Origin of the sequence: Natronobacterium gregoryi SP2, from assembly GCF_000230715.2 — an archaeon.
GTDB classification, from domain to species: Archaea; Halobacteriota; Halobacteria; order Halobacteriales; family Natrialbaceae; genus Natronobacterium; species Natronobacterium gregoryi.
Genome location: NC_019792.1, coordinates 1848151 through 1864399 on the forward strand (window position 1 = coordinate 1848151; position 16249 = coordinate 1864399).

A 16249-nucleotide genomic window follows, 5' to 3' on the forward strand; every position below is an offset into this window, starting at 1 on the left:
CGGCGTTGGCTGCGGCTTCCTACTTGAGGTCTATCTCGAGAAATGGTGAAAAGATAACTAACACAATCACCAGCATAACGGCTAAGAATGCATAGAGAACCATCGCAGATTCTATTAGTCCAATCATGCTCGGCCAATATCACAACCACATATATAAAATCTTGTACCTGCTCTGCCACAGCCAGCCTGAATACACGGTGACCATCCTATCAGTTGGGAGTGGACGACTAAGCAATCTTCTTGGGACCCACTTTCCTATCTCGAGTGACTGACCACCCATCTAACAGTAGTTTCCATTGAATTAGTTACAATACATCTTCCAAAACGAAATCTTCAGCTGATTCGGGGGTATCTATCACCCTCAGTGGCTCTTCATGAGGTGTCCCATCAACACTCTCATAATATAATATGATTTTAATTATCCAGAGACTCATGTCATTTTCATTAGCATAGCTAATCGCTTCTTTGATTGTTACCTCTCCTTCGTTATTTGGCAGTCGGACCTTCAATTCCTCAATAAAGAACTCTGCACAATCTCCTGGCTGGAGTATTGCTTCTAATGCTGTCTTATCACCCTTTCGTTTTAATGGTGTCTCGTATCTTGTTTCATTATCAAAATCCCCACCAGTATTAAAATGAGAATGTAGCACTAACCGTGAATCAACCATTAAGCCAGCACCCTCGTTCGTCACCGAAACTATGACTTCATCACCGTTGACTCTAATTTCAGCATCATTGGCTTCAGGGTCATAGCCCTGGCTGAGCATCTTCTTCTGCTGTTTCATAATCTCGGTCTGCTGGTCTTGCGCACCCCATTGGAAATAATATAAAACAGCAAGCACCATTGTTCCTATCCCACCGAGAATTGGAGTCAGTACCTCAAGTGCGAGAATTGTATCCCTGATAACCTGTGAGATGCTTATAGCAATCATCATATTTTCTTGAACTGTTGGGTTCTACATTAATCGCGCATCCTAAATCTACTGGCTATTTGCCCCTAATTTGAGCGACGACGCGACCTCTTGGCGCTTGACGTCGTGCTCGAGGAGGCGATCGGCGGCGAGGTGCTACGCGCGTTCGGCGAGTGCTGGGTCGGTATTCTCGTAGTGGACGGAGAACTCGGTCAGTGTCAGTGCGATCAGGAGATCGTCGGTTCGAGACATCGCCGGCGTTGGCCGCGGCATCGTACTTGAATTATAGCTACTACAGCCCTGTGATTGGGAGAGTACTATTGCCGAGCGTGTCGAGAAGTGGATCGTAATAGGCCATGAACCCTGCCATGAATCCTGTAACGCTCTTGTGACGTAGATTGTTGGTGAGTCATAGCGCAGTTTCGAGGATGGCTTTCAGTGCTTCTTTCCCCGGTTTTCGATAGACACGACGACGGAGTTGGAACGCTCTGAGATACGGCGTGAGCTTGTCCTTGGAGACGCCGCGATGGGGCGAGAGCCAGGATCGCGCCAGCGATCCGTGGCTCTCGCAGGTGTTGACGTGAACGTCTCCATCGACGTACTCACCGTCGCCGTGGACGACGTATTCGCGGTCGAATTCGTCGTCCTCATCCAGTGGGTCGTATGCTCGAAAGCCATCAGTATAGACAGTGAGCGACTCCTTTTTGCGGTCAGCAAGGAGGAGTCGAATCGTCGATTCATCGGCGGCTTTCGCTGGCAGCACGTAACGGTCGCCAGAGCCGCGATCAGCCAGAAGAAACACGGGTGGCTTGTCCTGGTCGTAGGATCCTCTCCCACGTGTGGATAGGCCACGCGAGCGCGACGGACGGTCGCGCTCGCGGCCCTTGAGGCCAGCTTTCACGTAGAGTTCGTCGATTTCGACCGGTCCTTCGAGTTGGGGGCGAGGCGCGTCCAGTGCTCGGAGAAAGCGCTGGACGCGCCGGTAGATCGTTTTGTACGAGACATCAATCTCAACGTCTAGCTGCCTGAGACTCGTGTTGAATCGGATATAGGCGTAGACGGCGAAGAACCATTTTCTGAGTGCGACTTTCGAATGTTCGAAGACGGTACCAGTCTGATCATTGAATGTGCGGTCGCAATTCTTACAGAGATACCGCTGGAACACTCGATAGCTGCCGTACCGAATCACGGATTCGGCACGGCAGCGCGGGCAATAGACACCGTTACGCCAGCGAACCTGTGCCAGCAGGTTCGCGGCACGACGCTCCGAGACGAACGTCTTGATTGGAATCATCGTTTGTCGGGTGGCGCGAACGCGCCACCCTTGCCCGCTACGACTTCTAGCTACGGCAGAAAACTGACCAACAATCCTCTACCCAAGAGCGTCCTGTAAACACAATAGCCAAAACGATGGGTATAGCAATACGTACGGTCATCATATCGCCCCTACTAATTCAATAATTGGCCCGATAAACAGTAGCCCAAGACCAATAGTCACTCCTACGAGAAACCATAGTACAATTGCTGACTCCATCATTCCAATCATGTTCTTCGAGTATCACGACCGATAATATAAAAGTTCGTGAAGGTTGTCTATGATCCGAGATCCGGGCATAACTCCGAACACGGGGGTCAGGTTCGGAATTAAAGCCCTCTCACCGGGACTGGGTGGTCTGATGTCGACTTCGGTCGCCGGCGTCGGTGAGCAAAACGAAAATCCGTGGGAAGTTGCCGCGTGGTGACCGCGGCAGGTGTCGGGTTCGTTGGGTGATCGACAACGGGTGCGCGGCAGAGGGAGTCTCTCGCGATCAACGAGAGAACATCTGCGGTCCCCCAATCCCTCTGCCAATTTGGCCGATACACCAGACCAGTCTAAACGTACTGGCTTACACGTCAGCGTCAACCAACCGATCAGTCACCAACTCCGAACTCGAGAAAGACCTTGCAGGGATCAGGGATGCACAGAAAGGCCGCCTGGTGAAAGACGGCCATGATAGGGGCTTCCCGTTGGGGGGTGAGTGTCAACGGGGGCGTGGCAGGTGGTGGTTCTCGCGGAGTGGCGAGATGTGGTTTCGTTTCTTCCAGTTTCCTGCCAGTTGAAGCTGGATACCACTCACACCTAAACCTACTGGCTGTCCGTCTCCCCAATCTCGAGTTCCGCCAGCACTTCGTGAGGCTCGACGTCGTGCTCGACGAGGCGACCGGCGGCCAGCTGCCAAGCTCGTTCAGCGAGTCGGGGATCGATCTGCTCGTAGTGAACCGAGAACTCGGTCAGTGCGAGCGCGACCAGGAGATCGTCACGGCGTTTGTCATGATCGGAAGGCATCGCCGTCGTTGGCCGCGGGTCCGGATAAAAAGGTGCGGATTCTTCATTAGATTGACTTTCAATTCAAAGTGATATCACCTACATGAGGGCATGAATTGTACCAATTCCGCACTTTATATATTTCAGACTGGTCCACTTTCAATCAGGCCATCATATTTATGAGCGTGTACATAGTAACTACAACTACCGATAAAGCCGTGAGAGGTCAATGACCTCGCAGAGGTGCTAAAAGCACCTCGTCTGTTAGGTCCTCGGTTCCGGATTCAGGTTCCGGCGATCTAGCAGGCCAGCGGGTGGGAGGCCGATCACGGTCCGGCACTAATTCCTCAGAGAGGCATCACCGGTCGTGGCTGGTAAGATTGTTCTCGAGTTGGATAAGCGATGTTTCAGTGCAAGAAATAATACGGTCGGAGTCTATCGAATCAATCCAGTCAGTATCCTTTTTGTGATCTTCTGCAACCGCACCAGCGAAACAGTCTGCAGTCTGGATTCCCGGACTGCTATGGGAGCTCTTGTACTTTGGGCTGGTGTTTGGAACAAACTCCTCGATGTGAGAAGCGATATCTGCTGAGTCCGATTGTGAAGCAACGTGATCGAATTCGAAAGTGACTCGCCGTTCATCACGTGCACCTTTTTCAAACAGCAGTTCCCCATACGCGTATCCAGTGAGTGCCAGATCCCAATCCGGTGGAAAACTGACGTCTTGGTACAATAAATACTGGTCAGTTAGTGTTTGAAGTTGCTCGCGAGTGAATTTGGCATACCCAAATTCTGTATCGTCATTCTCAACGAGACAGTCGATAAATCGGCGTTTCTGTGTATTGGTGAGGTCTGACCATTTTGCCTCTTCTACGTCCTGGACATCCCGGACAGTCTTTTTAGAACACCGTCCGGCCTGGATCATATCACCAAAAACAACAGCGACAACAACAACGTCACAGTGACCGTTGATAAGGCTCCGAAAATGGCCAGAAACGTCACCGAATCCCTGCATTTAGCCGATCGAATAATCGAATCGAACTGATATAAGTCTGGCGAGAACTCAACAAATTATTGTCCAACCCTTCTTGAGCGAGGCATGTCGCGATTTCCTGCAGAAGGCTTGTTATCCTCGAGTCAGCTGTTCTGTGCATCCTCGATCGCCGTCTCGAGATCGAGGCCGTGATCTAACTCGCCACGATCGTCATCGACGTCGTTCGCGATGATGCCGCCTTCTTCCTCGAGGCTACCACCGTCGTCGGAGTCGTCCTGGTCACCGACGTCGCGAACGCCCAGCTGCTCGCAGTGCTCAACGAACTCCGCGGCACCCATCGCCTCGAGTTGCTCGACGGCGATTGCCCAGGCGACTGCTTGGAAGTGGCGGTACTGCTCGGGCTCGAAGTCCTGCTGAATCCGGCACTCGTACTGTAGCCGTGCCCAGACGTCGTCGACGCGTTCGGCGAGCGCTGGATAGAGATACGTCGGATACTCGTTCCAGTGCTCTTTGATCGGCGTCGCGAGCCGCGGATCGGACGGCCCGGACGGTTCGGACGGGTCGACTGGGTCAGACGGCTCGGACAGTTCGGATGGTGCCGACGACCCGTCTGCCGTTGGTTCGGACGGGTCGGACGTCTCGGACGTCCGAGACATCCGAGGTGTCCGTGACGTCCGAGACGGATCAGATGGGTCCGACGAACCGTCAACGAGGTCCTCAAGGTCGTCAGTCATCACAATCCACCGTCCTGATCAGCGCTTGCGTTTATTTGCTGAATTCCATACTCGACAAGCTCGCCAGACGTCACATTGTAGCGGCTTAGAATCTCATTCTTTTCCAGGTCACCGTGGTACTCTGAGTGAAGTTCGACTAGATTTGCCACTGCTTCGATCAACCAGTCGTTGCTATCCGACGGTTGTGCTCCATTTTCATGCACCGCATCATGGCAATCTCGACAAAGGTAGCAGCCCTGTTTATTATCGCCATAGCGCCAATGGTGGAAATCCAATTCAGTATCGGTTTCCCCGCAGAGTGGACAAGATTCAGGTTCATCTAAAAAGTCTGAGTCGATTGGGTCTCGAGGCTCAAATCCGGCAGCAGAAACAGCCTCATTCCAGCTACCAAATCTCAGTCTATATGACCGGCTATAGTACTCCCCACACTCGTCCATTTGAGCTTTTGTTGGTGGAGTATTACGCGTTTTCTTGTTCAGCTCACGAATGGCTTCTAAGAGATCTTCGTCGGGTATCCGGTTCAAAGACTCGTCACCTCCACTCTGCTCGGTGTAGTTGAGTTCTGGTACCCACTCGGAATCTGGGAACCAGCGATAGCCTTAGCGCTACTCATCGGGATCTCCTTGCATCTGTTCGACTTCGTTCTGGAGCGCCCGCTCGAGCGACCGGCAGTTGTCGACCATCTCGGTGACAGTCTCGTGCTTCGCTTCGTCGAGCCCCGCAGCGGGGATCTGCTGCAGTACAGCCAGTGCGTCACGAGCTTTCGCGAGGGACTGTTCGCGAACTTCGAGGTCGGTGAGTGGCTCGTTAGTCATCGGGATCACGCTCCTCGCAGACGACGTCGCGGAGTTCCTCGAGGAGATCGGGATGGTGTTCTTCGAGGACGTCGATGTCTTCAGTCAGCTCTTCCTCAATCCGCCTTCGGACACGTGACGTCGCTTGATATCGGCGGTCGTCGCCGTGCTCACCAGCGATCTGGTCACGTTCGGTTTCCGTAAGGAGCGCCCGGGTCTTCGCCATGCGGCGTCCTTCGGTCGTTCTGGTTGTAATATTTGCTCACCTCTACTCGCATACTACTTAGCGTATCTCCTAATAGTTATCGAATGCTCTAATGTTAGCGAAAATGCTAACCTTTATAGTGTTAGCAAATACACTAACTACTGAGCACGGGGCGCTTCGGAAAATCTGAGGCCGGTGTTGCAGCACCGACCCCCGTGCCTTCGGAGAAAGGCAATGTCGACTACGACTACCACGCAAAAGACGGTTGTGGAAGCACAGAACTACGAACTCGAGACAGTCGCAGGCGGAACACTCGTCTTCGAACCAGTCACGGAGTACCGCGAGACGCTCGGTCGTGCGACGCAGATCGGCCGCCGACTCGTCGGCGTCGTCGGTGTCAACGACTGGGATGCGATCCGCTCCGAACTCGCCCGCCGCGGCCACGGTGCCGGACTCGTTCACCAGCTCGAGGAGTTCGACGGCATGGAGGTCCGCCGATGACGGTCATCACCGCGAGCGACCTCGCCGACGATCCAAGCGAAGAGGACCACATCCAGGCCGACGCCCTCGAGCAAGAGCGCGCGAAGGCGACGGTCGACCCGCGTTCGCGGTCGGTCGTCGCGACGGACGGCGGCCAGGAGTACGAGTTCCCGCAGCTACACATCGGCGATCACGTCACCGATCTCGAGGACTCGGATGCGACGATGCTCGTCGTCGGACTCCCCAGCGAGACCGCCGGCGAGTACGAATTCCGCGAGGGCACCACCGTCGCGGATGCGAACCCCGACTACCCCGTGGACGACGACGTCGTCCTGGTCGTGTTCCCGCAGCGGACCGACGTCGCGATCGACCCGTTGACGAAGTACTCCTACCCACGGTCCCGGCTGAAACTCGAGACGGAGATCCATGATCGCGACGATGGTGAGGGAGGTGAGGCGTGATGGGACGCGTCGAGAAACGCGTCAAGAAGTTGGCTCGAGAGCGCAGCGATCAGTTCGAGTCCGTGCTTTGCGGTAACCGCGTTCACGAATCGATCGACATGCAGCACCAGCACGGCCGAGACCTACGCGAGCTGATCGAGATCGTCGAAGACGCCTACGTGCTGGCCGAACGGCGGCGGGCAAACCCGGGGTTCGATGATCCTGTTCGCGGGTCGGCGTTCGACGCTGCCGAGTCGCTCACCGAGCACGTCGACGAACTCGTCGACGAAGTGGTCGCCGCAGCGCTGGCCGACGTCCTCGAGCACGGCGACAACTGGACCGACGTCTGGGACGAGGAAGACGTCGAGGCCGCGAAAGAAGAGGCGCGTGAGTGGCTCCAGAACCACGAAGCTGCAGTCGACCGGGCCGGCGTCGGCGAGGTGTTCGAGTGATGGCGGTCGCGACCACCGATCAGGACACCGTCGACGCCGACGTCGACGAGCTCGACGAGCGAGCGCTCACCGAATACCTGACCGTCCTCGAGGACCAAGGCCGCGTCCGCGGCTGTCCTGACCTCTACTTGGTCGTTTCCGAGAGCGGCCGGGAGTACCTCGTCAACTCGCAGCCATGGGCGTGCGAGTGCGCCGACCACCAGTACAGAGACCGACTCTGTAAGCACATCCGGCGTGTCGCGTTCGCGATCGGCGAGCGACCAGTCCCCCGTTCGTTCGACCAGGACGATGTCGCCGGTGAACTCGGTGAGCACGTCGACGTGAGCCCGAGGTGGTCGCGGTGAGTATCACGACGAGCCGTCTCGCCGAGGCTGCGACCGCCGTCCGCCGGCATCCGACCGTCCAGAGCGTTCGCGTGACCGAAGATCGGAACGGCACTCGCACGCTCGAGGCTGTCCTGGTGGCTGGCATGGACCGCGTTCCACCGGGCGTGCTGTCGCGGCTCGGCGAGTACGACTGCGGGATCGCCAGCGTCCAGCCGCAGGGATCGCAGCTGGTCGTGGAGTTGGCGTGATGCCGGGCGAACGACCGTCACGGGATGCGCTCGCTCCTGATACGGAGTACCGAGTCGTTCGCAGCGAGACGTCAATCGACGTCGACGGGTTCCGGAAGGGCGAGCCGACCGGCGAGATCGAGTGCCTCGAGTGCGGCAGGTCGCACATGAACATCGACGAGATTCCACATCGCGAAGACTGCTCGCAGCGCTGGGCCAAGACGGATTACTGGCGCGAACGCTTCCTCGAGTAACCCCTTCTCAGGTTCCTGTTCTGTTGACTATTCGGAACTGCAAGTAGTCTTTTTACCCGACGTAACCGTCGATGAGAATATGATTGCTGATCCGCAGGTCTTCGACGACGGGTACGACGGCGTGGAACTCCTCCATCGCGGCGGCGAGATGGATGAGGTCCTCCGGCGGATCGCGGCCACCGACGGCGTCCTCATCTCCGGGCCGAGCGGTGTCGGGAAGACGCTTTTTGCTCGGAAGGTGATCGACGAACTCGGCCGGGTCGAACCGGTTGCGCATGCGCACGTCAACTGTCTCGGGAAGACTACCGCGGCCGTCCTTCGAGCCGTTCTCGAGGACCACCCCTACGGACCCGACGATGTCCGGCAGACGATGGCAACCGACACTGTTCGCGACGAACTCCAGGCGGCCACCGAGGAGCGGGAGACGGTCATCGTCCTGGACGAAGGGGACGACCTCCCCGAGACCGATGCCGTCGGCGAGCTCCTCGAGTTGGATGCGAAGCTGATTGCGATCACGCACGATAAACGGCGGTGGCTCTCGCGGTTGGACGTCGACGATGGCCACCCGTTCGATCGCGGCACGATCTCGCTCGGCCGCTACGGCGTCGATGAACTCACCGAGATCCTTGAGCGACGAGCCCGCCAGGGCTTCCATCACCCGGACGTCATCACACGAGGGCAACTCGAGTATATCGCTGACGAGGTCGCCGGCGTCGCCCGGAACGGCATCCAGCGACTGTGGGGAGCGGCCGTCGAGGCCCGCGACCGCGGGCACGTCCGTATTCACGACGAGGACATCGAACGTGGTGAGGAACGCGCGTGGCGGCGCATCCGTGAGTTGAACCTCGAGTCGCTACCGACCCACCATCAGGTGTTGTATGCGATCGTTCACGAGGCTGGCGCGATCTCCGGTGACCGGCTGCACGAACGCTACGAGGAAGTCGCCGCCGACGTCTATCACGGGACGGCCGCGCAGCCGATCGGGAGGCGAGCGCGCCGTGAGAAGTTCCCGAAACTTCGGGAGTACGACCTCGTCGAGTACGAGGGGCCGACCAGGAGTCGGGTGTACGAAGTCGCGGATCCGGACGTCGAGCCGAAGGTAGACCTCCCGTAATCTGGTGGTATTCTCTGCGTATTATTCGGAACTGCAAGTCGATTTAAAGGGTCTATCCCATGAAGCTGTGACTGTCATGTCGACTGATACCAGACGGATCGACGTGGATCTGCGGGACGATCTCGACCAGGAGGTCCCACCAGACATCCCGACCGAAGCAAGCCTCGAGGTCGCCTACGGCGAGGGCAGTCGACGGACAGTCACCATTGAACACGGCCAGGATGAGTGGACGCTCGAGTTCGAAGACGGACAGTGTGTCGACCGCGACCCAGCGACACGGCCGCTTCCGCAGTGGATCAACGACGCGCTGGACCTGGTGAGTGGGGAGCTGAGGTAAATTATGCTACGCCTGATCGTTACCCTCATCGATGATCTCGATGGTGCGAACGTCGATAAGCTCAGCGCGTTCCTCGACGCGTTTCTCAAACTCGGGCCCCTCATCGTATTCGTCGATGAGGCGAAGGGTGGCCACTCCCTTTGGCGTGATCTCATAGAGGCCAGTGCCCTCGATCGGTCCAACTTTGCGGACAAGTCTGTAGTCGTGGAGCTGGGCCATTCGCTGATTGATGTAGTTGCGGCTCCGGTCAACATCCGATGCGATATTCGCGGCCAAATTACGACCCTCGGTCAACTTCTCGAGGACGAGCTTATCGGACGGGAGTTGGAGCCGCATTTGCTCGGGTTTGGTCATGGTCATATATGTTACCAACGGTATGGTAGCATAAAGAACCACTGTCACGGCAACAGCGCCACCTAAACAGCGGTAATGTTAAGTCGATCGAGTAAGAACTAATTAAGTGGAAGCCAGGTCCCTCTCGGGCGCTAAAAGTGCCCGGCGTGTCTCCAGCACGCCGGACGTGGCTTCCGAACCCGTGCGAGGGTTTCCGAAGCCATGCAAAACGAACATTCCGGGGTAAATGAATATTACCCCACAGACCGCGGAACAGCCGGCCGTCCGAGCGGCCGTGATAACTCTCCTGAGACCAGTAGCGCACAGAAAACGCCGCCGCACGAGCATGCGACGGCACGGACGGGAGGTTGTACAGGGCCGGCGACCCGTCCAGTCGAACAGTCCGACCGCGGCGCGGATAACGATACCGCTGTCCACCCCGACGACGTCGGCGTCGAACTCCTCAACTCGAATGACGACGACGTGATCATCGCCGGCGACGACGCCGAAATCCTCGACGGAGGTGACGCGTGATGTTGGAAGCAGCCCGACAATACTTCCGCGAGCAGCAGTACGTGGCCGAACTCCCGATCGTCGACATCGGCGAGTTCCTCCGGCACGATCGTCGGCGGGTCCTCGTTGACGTCCTGGCGGCAGCCGACGGCCAGCTGTCGGCTGACGAACTGGCGGAAACGATCACCACGACCGAACTCGAGACGCCACCCGCCGAACTCGACCAGGACGACCACGTCCGCGACGTCTACGTCTCACTGGTTCACGTCCACCTCCCGAAACTGGCCGAGATGGGTGTTGTCGAGTTCGATAGCGACGACGAAGTCGTCGAGCAGGGCCCGGCGTTCGATCACACCCAGCGAGTCCTCGAGGTTGTGCGAGGAGAAACCGACGGCACTGGAGGTGACGACTAACATGGCGTCCTACAACAGTCTGTACCCCGAGCCCGTCGAACTGGACGGGTCGAGCGGCCTCGAGTGGGAGTCCGTCGAGTGGGCTGACGAAGGCGCGTACGCCGACGCCAACCACGACGATCCCGACGAAGGCGAGCGTCGGTTCTACACGGTTGCAATCCGTCGCGGCCGTGGGAGTACGTCCGACGCTGCGTCGGTAGCCGTCTTGGGCGTCACTCGCGATCTCGAGTTCGGCCACGAATCGCGCTATCGAGCGACCTACGACGACAAGACCGGCGAGTGGACACTCACCGACCGCGACAGCATCCCGGCGTCAGTGTGCCGACGGCCATCCGCCGACTCGAGGATCCCTTCGGAGCGTCGCGAGCGTTACCGGACCGTCCTCGAGCGCGCCCACGATGTCGACAAGCCTGTCGCGGCCGACGGCGCTGGCTTCGAACGCGCCTCAGAACTTCGAGCCGACGGCGGCGAACCCGAATGCGGGAAACGCAGCTGCGACTCGACGGACACCGTCTCCTACGGGAGTCCCCGGGTCAAGGTCCGGTGCGAGCGCCACGCGCTCGAGGCCGTCGACGGGATCGGACCCAAGACTGCCGACCGCCTCTTCGAGGAGTTCGGCTCACTCGAGTCGATCTGTTACGCAGCCCGGTACCGACAGACGCAGATCGCCGGCCTCCAGGGGTTCAGTCCCGACTCGGCAGGCGACCTCGAGGACCGGCTCAAGTCGGCGGGGATCTGGCAGGACCCAGACACCGGAACCGCTACGGACGGCGGCGAGCGAGAAGCCGAGCTCGTCGACCGCGCTGTTCGCGAGGCCGTCCAACTCGTCGAGGCTGGCGACTCCCGATACGTCGCGGTCAACTATGTCGTCGACGAATACGACATCCACCATCGTCGCGACGACGTCCACGATCGCGTTCGCGAGCAAACTGGCCGCACGGTCGCGACCGATGGTGGACAGACCACCGACGATACTGAACGATCTGACGGCGAGAAGCTAATCGACGGTCTGAACGAGATGATCGAGGACTCGGCGCCAGACGACAAACACTGGTGCCCGAAGTGCGAGAAATACGGCGAGTTCGTGGTTCTACAGGCCGTTGAGCGCACACAATTCGGTGTGGAGAACGACGTGATCGGTTGTCCCGACTGTCGATACACGACCATCGACGCGACCGCGTGGCGTTCCATTGACGCGGATACTGATCGTGAGCTCGCGACAGATGGTGGTCGCGACATCGACTACGACGAGGTTCGCCAGGAGGTTCCGTTCTTCGTTCGGCGAGCGAACGCTCGCGGGGCGAAAGCCGCTCTCCATCTCCCGACCGAGGACGCCACTCGCGAGGACCTCGCAGTCCGGTGCCGGTACAACAACCGCGACGGCGTCTCGTGGCGCGTCCAGGAGACCGAATCGACGCCCGACTGGCAACTCGACAAACGCGCGTGTTCGGAGTGCTTCGGCCGATCCGACACGACGACGTCAAAGTACGGCCGCAGTCCCTCGGACGTCCTCGAAGAAGCCGGCTTCGACGTCGTCACCGACGGCGGCCGTCGCCTTGAGGGACGTCAGGCGTTCCTTTCCGGGGACGCACACTGGTGTGACATCTGCGAGGAACCGTTCGACACCCTCGCCGACCTGGTCCGGCACGATTGCGACGAAGAACCCGGCCAGGTCGCGATCGCCGACGGCTGTGGATCGGGATCACGCTCCTGGACGGGCCCCGGTGAGGTTCACGAACCGGAGGGTGGTCGCCGATGAGCTACATTGCCGAATGCGAGGCCTGCGGCGTGATCGAACGCGGCGACCTCGAGCAGGTCGGAGACGCCATCGACGATCACGAGCAGTTCCACGACGTCCAGGTCAAACGCGCCGCGACCGACGGCGGTCAGTGCGTGGGCGGTACTGAACGGTGCGAGGTTTGCGGAGAACCCCTCAACGGCGAGGGGAACTGTCCCGGAGTGCAAAAGATGCTCGGCGGGATCGAAGAACTCGAACGCCAGTCACTACACACGGCGACCGACGGCGGCGTTGACTTCCGTGCGTTCGACCGTGACGCCCTCGTCGATCTGGCAGCAGAGCGAATAGAGGACCAGCGGCGGGAACACCCCGAAAACGGCCGCGTCCGCGTTACGGAACTCGTGCGTACTATGCGGGAAATCGAGGAAGCGGCGGTCCTGAGCTGCGAACGCGACCTACTATCCCGTGACTTCGCTCTCGGGATGTGGACCGCACTAGCCGGTATTCGATACGACTTCGGGATCGAAGACTCCCGCTACGTCGACACGAAAAACGACTACCCGGGAGGTGAGCGGTGATGTTCTACCGCCTCCGCTTTCATCTCGCACGGGCGGTCGCCGTCGCGATCTGCGAACCCCAGATGCGACTCGGACGGCGCCGTCACGACAACTACTGCGACGAGTGCGGCGAGCACTGTGGTCGGTACTTCGCCGACAAGCTCGACTTCCCGCTCGACAACCTTGAGCCCGAAGCGACGTCGAAGTGGGAGAAGCTCCGGGCGATGTTCAACGCCGACTACATGCGGGTCTGTCTCGAGTGCAGCGTTGAACTCGAAGCTGCAGAGTCTGAGAACTCGACCGGAAACGAGGGGGGTGAGCAGGCGTGACCGACCGATACGTTGTCAACGTCGGGAACACGAAGGAACGCCTCCGAACTGTTCGGTGCCCGATCCCAGGATGCGGGGCACAATACGGAGTGGACTACCGCCAGTTCGCGAGCCATCTCCGGACCCATGACGCCGATGAACTCGGTGACGACCCCACGCCGATCTCGGCACCGACCGACCGGCGAGTCGCAACCGATGGCGGTGTGATCGAGCCGTCGACGGACACCGACCTCGAGGTTTTCGTCCCGAAACATGCGAAGAAACGCGTCTACCACACCGACCGTGGCTGTCGCTACCTCCCCGACGACAACGAGGACGTCCAACACTGGCCACTCGAGACCGCCGAATCATGGGGACTCCGCGAATGTAAATGCTGCCAGGACGATGAAAAACGGCATCCGCGGGACGAACCGACGCTCGCCCAACGCGTAAACTGCAACCACGGGGGTGGTGACGGTGACTAGCGGAACCGATCTCCGCCGGGTCGCCGACGTCGTCGACGCTCTGCAGGACGACACAGCAATCGACATTGACGGCGCCCAGGTTGTCGAGACGACCGACGACCAGATCCATGCCCAGCTGACCGTTGCGATCCCGCGGGGAACCGACCTCGAGGTCTTCGTCGGCGACCAAGAGGCAGGTGACGAGAACCTCGACGATCGTCTCGACGAAGACCCTGTCGAGGACGTCGGTGAAGGGGCGGATGACGACCAGCCAGACCCAGAGGACGAAGATGTCGACGCCGGCGACGACGGCGACGAGGAGTACTGGTGTGAGCGTTGTGGGTACGGGCCCTCGAGCGAGGCTGGCGTCGCACGCCACCACGGTCAGCAGCACGACGGAAGCGTCTCGATCGTCACCTCACCCCCCGATGATCCTCTAAGTGGCGAGGCCGAGGTCGCTGACGACCAGGACGAAGCCGACGACCTGACCCCAGAACACGTCCACGCGGAACTGCTCGCGATGGTCGAAGACGACGGCTACGACTGGGTTGCGGCCGGCCATCTTGCCGACCGGCTCGGATCGACCGGTCAGAAAGTCGGTCACCGGCTTCGGAAACTTCGCGAACGCGGCGATGTCGAGAAGCGTGAGAAGAACGCGGCCGCTGCTGTCTGGCAACCGACAGACGCCGACGTTCCTGAACCACCGGTCGCGAACGAAGACGAGGACGAAGACACCGAGGATGCGTTCATCTCGGCAGCAAACCGCACCAAAGGACCCGACGAAAGCGACGAAACCGGCGCCTCCACCGAGGACACCACCACCGAACCGGAGTCAACGTCAGAGGCAGAGGCACGTACCGGTGACCTCGAGGAGGACGCCGAGGCCGACGCGCCGGACCAGGACGCCGGCGCCGAGGATCAAAACGACGATGACGCTGAAACGTTCCCTCGCGAGTGTCACTGCGGAGCGACACTCGAGGACTCACTCGAGTTAGCGATTCATCGGACTGAAGCCCACGGTGTCCCGCAGTCCCAGTTCAACAACCTCGAGCCGGGCGAGTTCGAAGCGATCGTCAGAGACGCCGACAGCCTGCAGGATATCATCGACGAGACCGGCTGGAGCTCGACGAGGACGCTCCGGGTGATGGGGATCTACGGCCTCGGTGACGTCGTCGGTCCTGACGGGATCGAGTTCTCCGATCTGGGCGACTACGAGTTCGACGGCGTCGCGACCGTGTCCGAGACCGCGAGTGATCCGGCCGGCGACGACATCGATGACCCGTCGATGGCTGATCGTTCGGAACAGCGTGTCGCGAACGACGGCGGCGCGGTTGCGTTCACCGACTACAGCGCGTCGACGGGGACCACTGATACGCAGTGTCAGAACTGCGGGTCGCACGTTGACAAGCAGTTCGCGAAGGTGTTCGAACCCGAGAAGGAGGGTGCTCCCCGCTGCTGCCCGAACTGCGAGAATCTCGTTCGCGAGGGCGACGGGACGATTCGACCAGCCCGCAACGGAGGGGGTGCCTGATGTCCTGCGACGGTCGCGGACTCGAGCAGCAGTCCCAGCCCGAGGGCGTCTACTGCCCCCGCTGCAGCGGACAGGGCGAGTTCATCGACTGTCACGAGGAAATCTGTCACTGGAAGGGACAGTGCTTCCACGACGGAACCACCGAGTGCGAATTCTGCGACGGCTCCGGCCGCGTGTCGGCCCAGACGCGGAATCGGTACTACGCGAATCGTCTTGCTGACCGCGCCCAGCTGACGCCGTTGAAGACGATCGCACTTGGGGTTATCCTCGCACTTACGCTCTGGGTGACGCTCACGATCATCTACGGGGTGATCTACGCGTGAGCGTCCGGTTACCCGACGCCGACGTCGCCGAACGCGAACGCCGGCGTGCTGCGGATCTCTCGATCGGCGAAATCTCCGGCCATGTCGAGGACCGCTGGCCCAATCGCGCGCTCCTGGACGACGTCGACGTCGAGGAGGCTTGGACTGAGGCTAGCCCCGTCCACTATCCCAGCGCCCACCGTGGCGCTGTCGCCCGCTACCACCGTCGAACCGACACCGTACTGCTCGCCCGTCAGGGCGGGCTCGTGACGTGCATCGAGCTGATGGACCGCCCGTGGTCCGAGCGCATCTACATCCGAAACCAGGTGATCGACCAATGAGCCAAGCCAACTACGTCGAGAGCAACGACGATCTCGAACCCGACGACGGTATCGAAGCCCTCGAAGACCATCGTGAACTATTCGAACGAATCGCCGACTCCAATCTCCCCGCAGCCGAGCACTTCCAGCGGGCACTCGAGCGCGCCGAGTCCAAGGAAGGTGATGGCGATGTGTAG

General features: G+C 59.5%; 27 protein-coding genes. 18 read left to right on the forward strand and 9 right to left on the reverse strand.

What is annotated here, in order from left to right:
• Positions 1–305: 305 nt before the first annotated feature.
• The 8 genes from NATGR_RS09125 to NATGR_RS09160 all read right to left on the reverse strand — a co-directional run bounded on the left by NATGR_RS09125 (position 306) and on the right by NATGR_RS09160 (position 5964).
• Positions 306–935, reverse strand: coding sequence for a hypothetical protein (locus NATGR_RS09125; RefSeq protein WP_005577883.1), 630 nt, complete (start codon positions 933–935; stop codon positions 306–308).
• A 385-nt stretch (positions 936–1320) separates the two neighbouring features.
• Positions 1321–2205, reverse strand: coding sequence for an IS1595-like element ISNagr7 family transposase (locus NATGR_RS09135; protein WP_005577881.1), 885 nt, complete (start codon positions 2203–2205; stop codon positions 1321–1323).
• An 831-nt stretch (positions 2206–3036) separates the two neighbouring features.
• The gene (locus NATGR_RS09140) at positions 3037–3237 is read right to left on the reverse strand and encodes a hypothetical protein (RefSeq protein ID WP_005577879.1); all 201 of its coding nucleotides are present in this window, start codon (positions 3235–3237) and stop codon (positions 3037–3039) included.
• Between the two features lie 337 nt (positions 3238–3574).
• Positions 3575–4231, reverse strand: coding sequence for a DUF3800 domain-containing protein (locus NATGR_RS09145; protein WP_005577877.1), 657 nt, complete (start codon positions 4229–4231; stop codon positions 3575–3577).
• A gap of 122 nt (positions 4232–4353) precedes the next feature.
• Entirely contained in the window at positions 4354–4944 is a 591-nt protein-coding gene (locus NATGR_RS09150; RefSeq protein ID WP_172636013.1) for a hypothetical protein, read from the reverse strand.
• Positions 4944–5468 (reverse strand): homing endonuclease associated repeat-containing protein, encoded by a 525-nt coding sequence (locus tag NATGR_RS19410; RefSeq protein ID WP_139222391.1) that lies wholly within the window; start codon positions 5466–5468, stop codon positions 4944–4946. Before NATGR_RS19410 ends, NATGR_RS09150 begins: the two co-directional genes overlap by 1 nt.
• Before the next feature lie 81 nt (positions 5469–5549).
• A complete protein-coding gene (locus NATGR_RS09155; protein ID WP_005577873.1) occupies positions 5550–5759 on the reverse strand; it encodes a hypothetical protein in 210 nt (69 codons plus the stop codon).
• On the reverse strand, positions 5752–5964 hold the full coding sequence (locus NATGR_RS09160; protein ID WP_005577871.1) for a hypothetical protein: 213 nt from the start codon (positions 5962–5964) through the stop codon (positions 5752–5754). The genes NATGR_RS09155 and NATGR_RS09160 overlap by 8 nt, the downstream gene beginning before the upstream one ends.
• A gap of 213 nt (positions 5965–6177) precedes the next feature.
• Here NATGR_RS09160 and NATGR_RS09165 point away from each other — a divergent pair, with 213 nt between their 5' ends.
• From NATGR_RS09165 to NATGR_RS09200, 8 genes are all read left to right on the forward strand, one after another.
• Positions 6178–6444, forward strand: coding sequence for a hypothetical protein (locus NATGR_RS09165; RefSeq protein WP_015233496.1), 267 nt, complete (start codon positions 6178–6180; stop codon positions 6442–6444).
• The gene (locus NATGR_RS09170; protein ID WP_005577863.1) at positions 6441–6884 is read left to right on the forward strand and encodes a hypothetical protein; all 444 of its coding nucleotides are present in this window, start codon (positions 6441–6443) and stop codon (positions 6882–6884) included. Before NATGR_RS09165 ends, NATGR_RS09170 begins: the two co-directional genes overlap by 4 nt.
• The gene (locus tag NATGR_RS09175) at positions 6884–7315 is read left to right on the forward strand and encodes a hypothetical protein (protein ID WP_005577849.1); all 432 of its coding nucleotides are present in this window, start codon (positions 6884–6886) and stop codon (positions 7313–7315) included. Before NATGR_RS09170 ends, NATGR_RS09175 begins: the two co-directional genes overlap by 1 nt.
• On the forward strand, positions 7315–7659 hold the full coding sequence (locus NATGR_RS09180; RefSeq protein WP_005577848.1) for a hypothetical protein: 345 nt from the start codon (positions 7315–7317) through the stop codon (positions 7657–7659). Before NATGR_RS09175 ends, NATGR_RS09180 begins: the two co-directional genes overlap by 1 nt.
• Positions 7656–7889 (forward strand): hypothetical protein, encoded by a 234-nt coding sequence (locus tag NATGR_RS09185; protein ID WP_231990835.1) that lies wholly within the window; start codon positions 7656–7658, stop codon positions 7887–7889. The genes NATGR_RS09180 and NATGR_RS09185 overlap by 4 nt, the downstream gene beginning before the upstream one ends.
• Positions 7889–8122, forward strand: coding sequence for a hypothetical protein (locus NATGR_RS09190; protein ID WP_005577846.1), 234 nt, complete (start codon positions 7889–7891; stop codon positions 8120–8122). The genes NATGR_RS09185 and NATGR_RS09190 overlap by 1 nt, the downstream gene beginning before the upstream one ends.
• Before the next feature lie 79 nt (positions 8123–8201).
• A complete protein-coding gene (locus NATGR_RS09195) occupies positions 8202–9236 on the forward strand; it encodes a Cdc6/Cdc18 family protein (RefSeq protein WP_005577845.1) in 1035 nt (344 codons plus the stop codon).
• A 76-nt stretch (positions 9237–9312) separates the two neighbouring features.
• Positions 9313–9573: a hypothetical protein gene (locus tag NATGR_RS09200; protein WP_005577844.1), complete on the forward strand. Its 261-nt coding sequence runs from the start codon at positions 9313–9315 to the stop codon at positions 9571–9573.
• A gap of 6 nt (positions 9574–9579) precedes the next feature.
• Here NATGR_RS09200 and NATGR_RS09205 read toward each other — a convergent pair whose 3' ends face one another.
• Positions 9580–9933, reverse strand: coding sequence for a hypothetical protein (locus tag NATGR_RS09205; RefSeq protein ID WP_005577843.1), 354 nt, complete (start codon positions 9931–9933; stop codon positions 9580–9582).
• A gap of 195 nt (positions 9934–10128) precedes the next feature.
• Here NATGR_RS09205 and NATGR_RS09210 point away from each other — a divergent pair, with 195 nt between their 5' ends.
• Genes NATGR_RS09210 through NATGR_RS09255 form a run of 10 tightly spaced genes read left to right on the forward strand, consistent with a single transcriptional unit; the run spans position 10129 to position 16249 of the window.
• Positions 10129–10440 carry a hypothetical protein gene (locus NATGR_RS09210; protein ID WP_005577842.1) on the forward strand — a complete coding sequence of 104 codons (312 nt, stop codon included), beginning with the start codon at positions 10129–10131 and terminating at the stop codon, positions 10438–10440.
• Entirely contained in the window at positions 10440–10832 is a 393-nt protein-coding gene (locus tag NATGR_RS09215) for a DUF7344 domain-containing protein (protein ID WP_005577839.1), read from the forward strand. The genes NATGR_RS09210 and NATGR_RS09215 overlap by 1 nt, the downstream gene beginning before the upstream one ends.
• 1 nt (position 10833) lies before the next feature.
• A complete protein-coding gene (locus tag NATGR_RS09220; RefSeq protein WP_005577838.1) occupies positions 10834–12591 on the forward strand; it encodes a helix-hairpin-helix domain-containing protein in 1758 nt (585 codons plus the stop codon).
• Positions 12588–13148 (forward strand): hypothetical protein, encoded by a 561-nt coding sequence (locus tag NATGR_RS09225; RefSeq protein ID WP_005577834.1) that lies wholly within the window; start codon positions 12588–12590, stop codon positions 13146–13148. The genes NATGR_RS09220 and NATGR_RS09225 overlap by 4 nt, the downstream gene beginning before the upstream one ends.
• Positions 13148–13456, forward strand: a complete 309-nt coding sequence (locus NATGR_RS09230; protein ID WP_005577832.1) for a hypothetical protein — start codon at positions 13148–13150, stop codon at positions 13454–13456. Before NATGR_RS09225 ends, NATGR_RS09230 begins: the two co-directional genes overlap by 1 nt.
• Entirely contained in the window at positions 13453–13920 is a 468-nt protein-coding gene (locus NATGR_RS09235; RefSeq protein WP_005577830.1) for a hypothetical protein, read from the forward strand. The genes NATGR_RS09230 and NATGR_RS09235 overlap by 4 nt, the downstream gene beginning before the upstream one ends.
• Positions 13913–15430: a DUF7563 family protein gene (locus NATGR_RS09240; protein WP_139222390.1), complete on the forward strand. Its 1518-nt coding sequence runs from the start codon at positions 13913–13915 to the stop codon at positions 15428–15430. The genes NATGR_RS09235 and NATGR_RS09240 overlap by 8 nt, the downstream gene beginning before the upstream one ends.
• Positions 15430–15753, forward strand: a complete 324-nt coding sequence (locus NATGR_RS09245) for a hypothetical protein (protein WP_005577820.1) — start codon at positions 15430–15432, stop codon at positions 15751–15753. Before NATGR_RS09240 ends, NATGR_RS09245 begins: the two co-directional genes overlap by 1 nt.
• Entirely contained in the window at positions 15750–16073 is a 324-nt protein-coding gene (locus NATGR_RS09250; RefSeq protein ID WP_005577818.1) for a hypothetical protein, read from the forward strand. The genes NATGR_RS09245 and NATGR_RS09250 overlap by 4 nt, the downstream gene beginning before the upstream one ends.
• Positions 16070–16249, forward strand: coding sequence for a hypothetical protein (locus NATGR_RS09255; RefSeq protein ID WP_015233498.1), 180 nt, complete (start codon positions 16070–16072; stop codon positions 16247–16249). Before NATGR_RS09250 ends, NATGR_RS09255 begins: the two co-directional genes overlap by 4 nt.

Excerpts from the sequence above, each read along its gene's own strand:
- NATGR_RS09125 (WP_005577883.1), bottom strand. The coding sequence starts at position 935 with ATGATGATTGCTATAAGCATCTCACAGGTTATCAGGGATACAATTCTC.
- NATGR_RS09135 (WP_005577881.1), bottom strand. The coding sequence starts at position 2,205 with ATGATTCCAATCAAGACGTTCGTCTCGGAGCGTCGTGCCGCGAACCTG.
- NATGR_RS09140 (WP_005577879.1), bottom strand. The coding sequence starts at position 3,237 with ATGCCTTCCGATCATGACAAACGCCGTGACGATCTCCTGGTCGCGCTC.
- NATGR_RS09145 (WP_005577877.1), bottom strand. The coding sequence starts at position 4,231 with ATGCAGGGATTCGGTGACGTTTCTGGCCATTTTCGGAGCCTTATCAAC.
- NATGR_RS09150 (WP_172636013.1), bottom strand. The coding sequence starts at position 4,944 with ATGACTGACGACCTTGAGGACCTCGTTGACGGTTCGTCGGACCCATCT.
- NATGR_RS09155 (WP_005577873.1), bottom strand. The coding sequence starts at position 5,759 with ATGACTAACGAGCCACTCACCGACCTCGAAGTTCGCGAACAGTCCCTC.
- NATGR_RS09160 (WP_005577871.1), bottom strand. The coding sequence starts at position 5,964 with ATGGCGAAGACCCGGGCGCTCCTTACGGAAACCGAACGTGACCAGATC.
- NATGR_RS09165 (WP_015233496.1), top strand. The coding sequence starts at position 6,178 with ATGTCGACTACGACTACCACGCAAAAGACGGTTGTGGAAGCACAGAAC.
- NATGR_RS09170 (WP_005577863.1), top strand. The coding sequence starts at position 6,441 with ATGACGGTCATCACCGCGAGCGACCTCGCCGACGATCCAAGCGAAGAG.
- NATGR_RS09175 (WP_005577849.1), top strand. The coding sequence starts at position 6,884 with ATGGGACGCGTCGAGAAACGCGTCAAGAAGTTGGCTCGAGAGCGCAGC.
- NATGR_RS09180 (WP_005577848.1), top strand. The coding sequence starts at position 7,315 with ATGGCGGTCGCGACCACCGATCAGGACACCGTCGACGCCGACGTCGAC.
- NATGR_RS09190 (WP_005577846.1), top strand. The coding sequence starts at position 7,889 with ATGCCGGGCGAACGACCGTCACGGGATGCGCTCGCTCCTGATACGGAG.
- NATGR_RS09195 (WP_005577845.1), top strand. The coding sequence starts at position 8,202 with ATGATTGCTGATCCGCAGGTCTTCGACGACGGGTACGACGGCGTGGAA.
- NATGR_RS09200 (WP_005577844.1), top strand. The coding sequence starts at position 9,313 with ATGTCGACTGATACCAGACGGATCGACGTGGATCTGCGGGACGATCTC.
- NATGR_RS09205 (WP_005577843.1), bottom strand. The coding sequence starts at position 9,933 with ATGACCATGACCAAACCCGAGCAAATGCGGCTCCAACTCCCGTCCGAT.
- NATGR_RS09210 (WP_005577842.1), top strand. The coding sequence starts at position 10,129 with ATGCAAAACGAACATTCCGGGGTAAATGAATATTACCCCACAGACCGC.
- NATGR_RS09215 (WP_005577839.1), top strand. The coding sequence starts at position 10,440 with ATGTTGGAAGCAGCCCGACAATACTTCCGCGAGCAGCAGTACGTGGCC.
- NATGR_RS09220 (WP_005577838.1), top strand. The coding sequence starts at position 10,834 with ATGGCGTCCTACAACAGTCTGTACCCCGAGCCCGTCGAACTGGACGGG.
- NATGR_RS09225 (WP_005577834.1), top strand. The coding sequence starts at position 12,588 with ATGAGCTACATTGCCGAATGCGAGGCCTGCGGCGTGATCGAACGCGGC.
- NATGR_RS09230 (WP_005577832.1), top strand. The coding sequence starts at position 13,148 with ATGTTCTACCGCCTCCGCTTTCATCTCGCACGGGCGGTCGCCGTCGCG.
- NATGR_RS09245 (WP_005577820.1), top strand. The coding sequence starts at position 15,430 with ATGTCCTGCGACGGTCGCGGACTCGAGCAGCAGTCCCAGCCCGAGGGC.
- NATGR_RS09255 (WP_015233498.1), top strand. The coding sequence starts at position 16,070 with ATGAGCCAAGCCAACTACGTCGAGAGCAACGACGATCTCGAACCCGAC.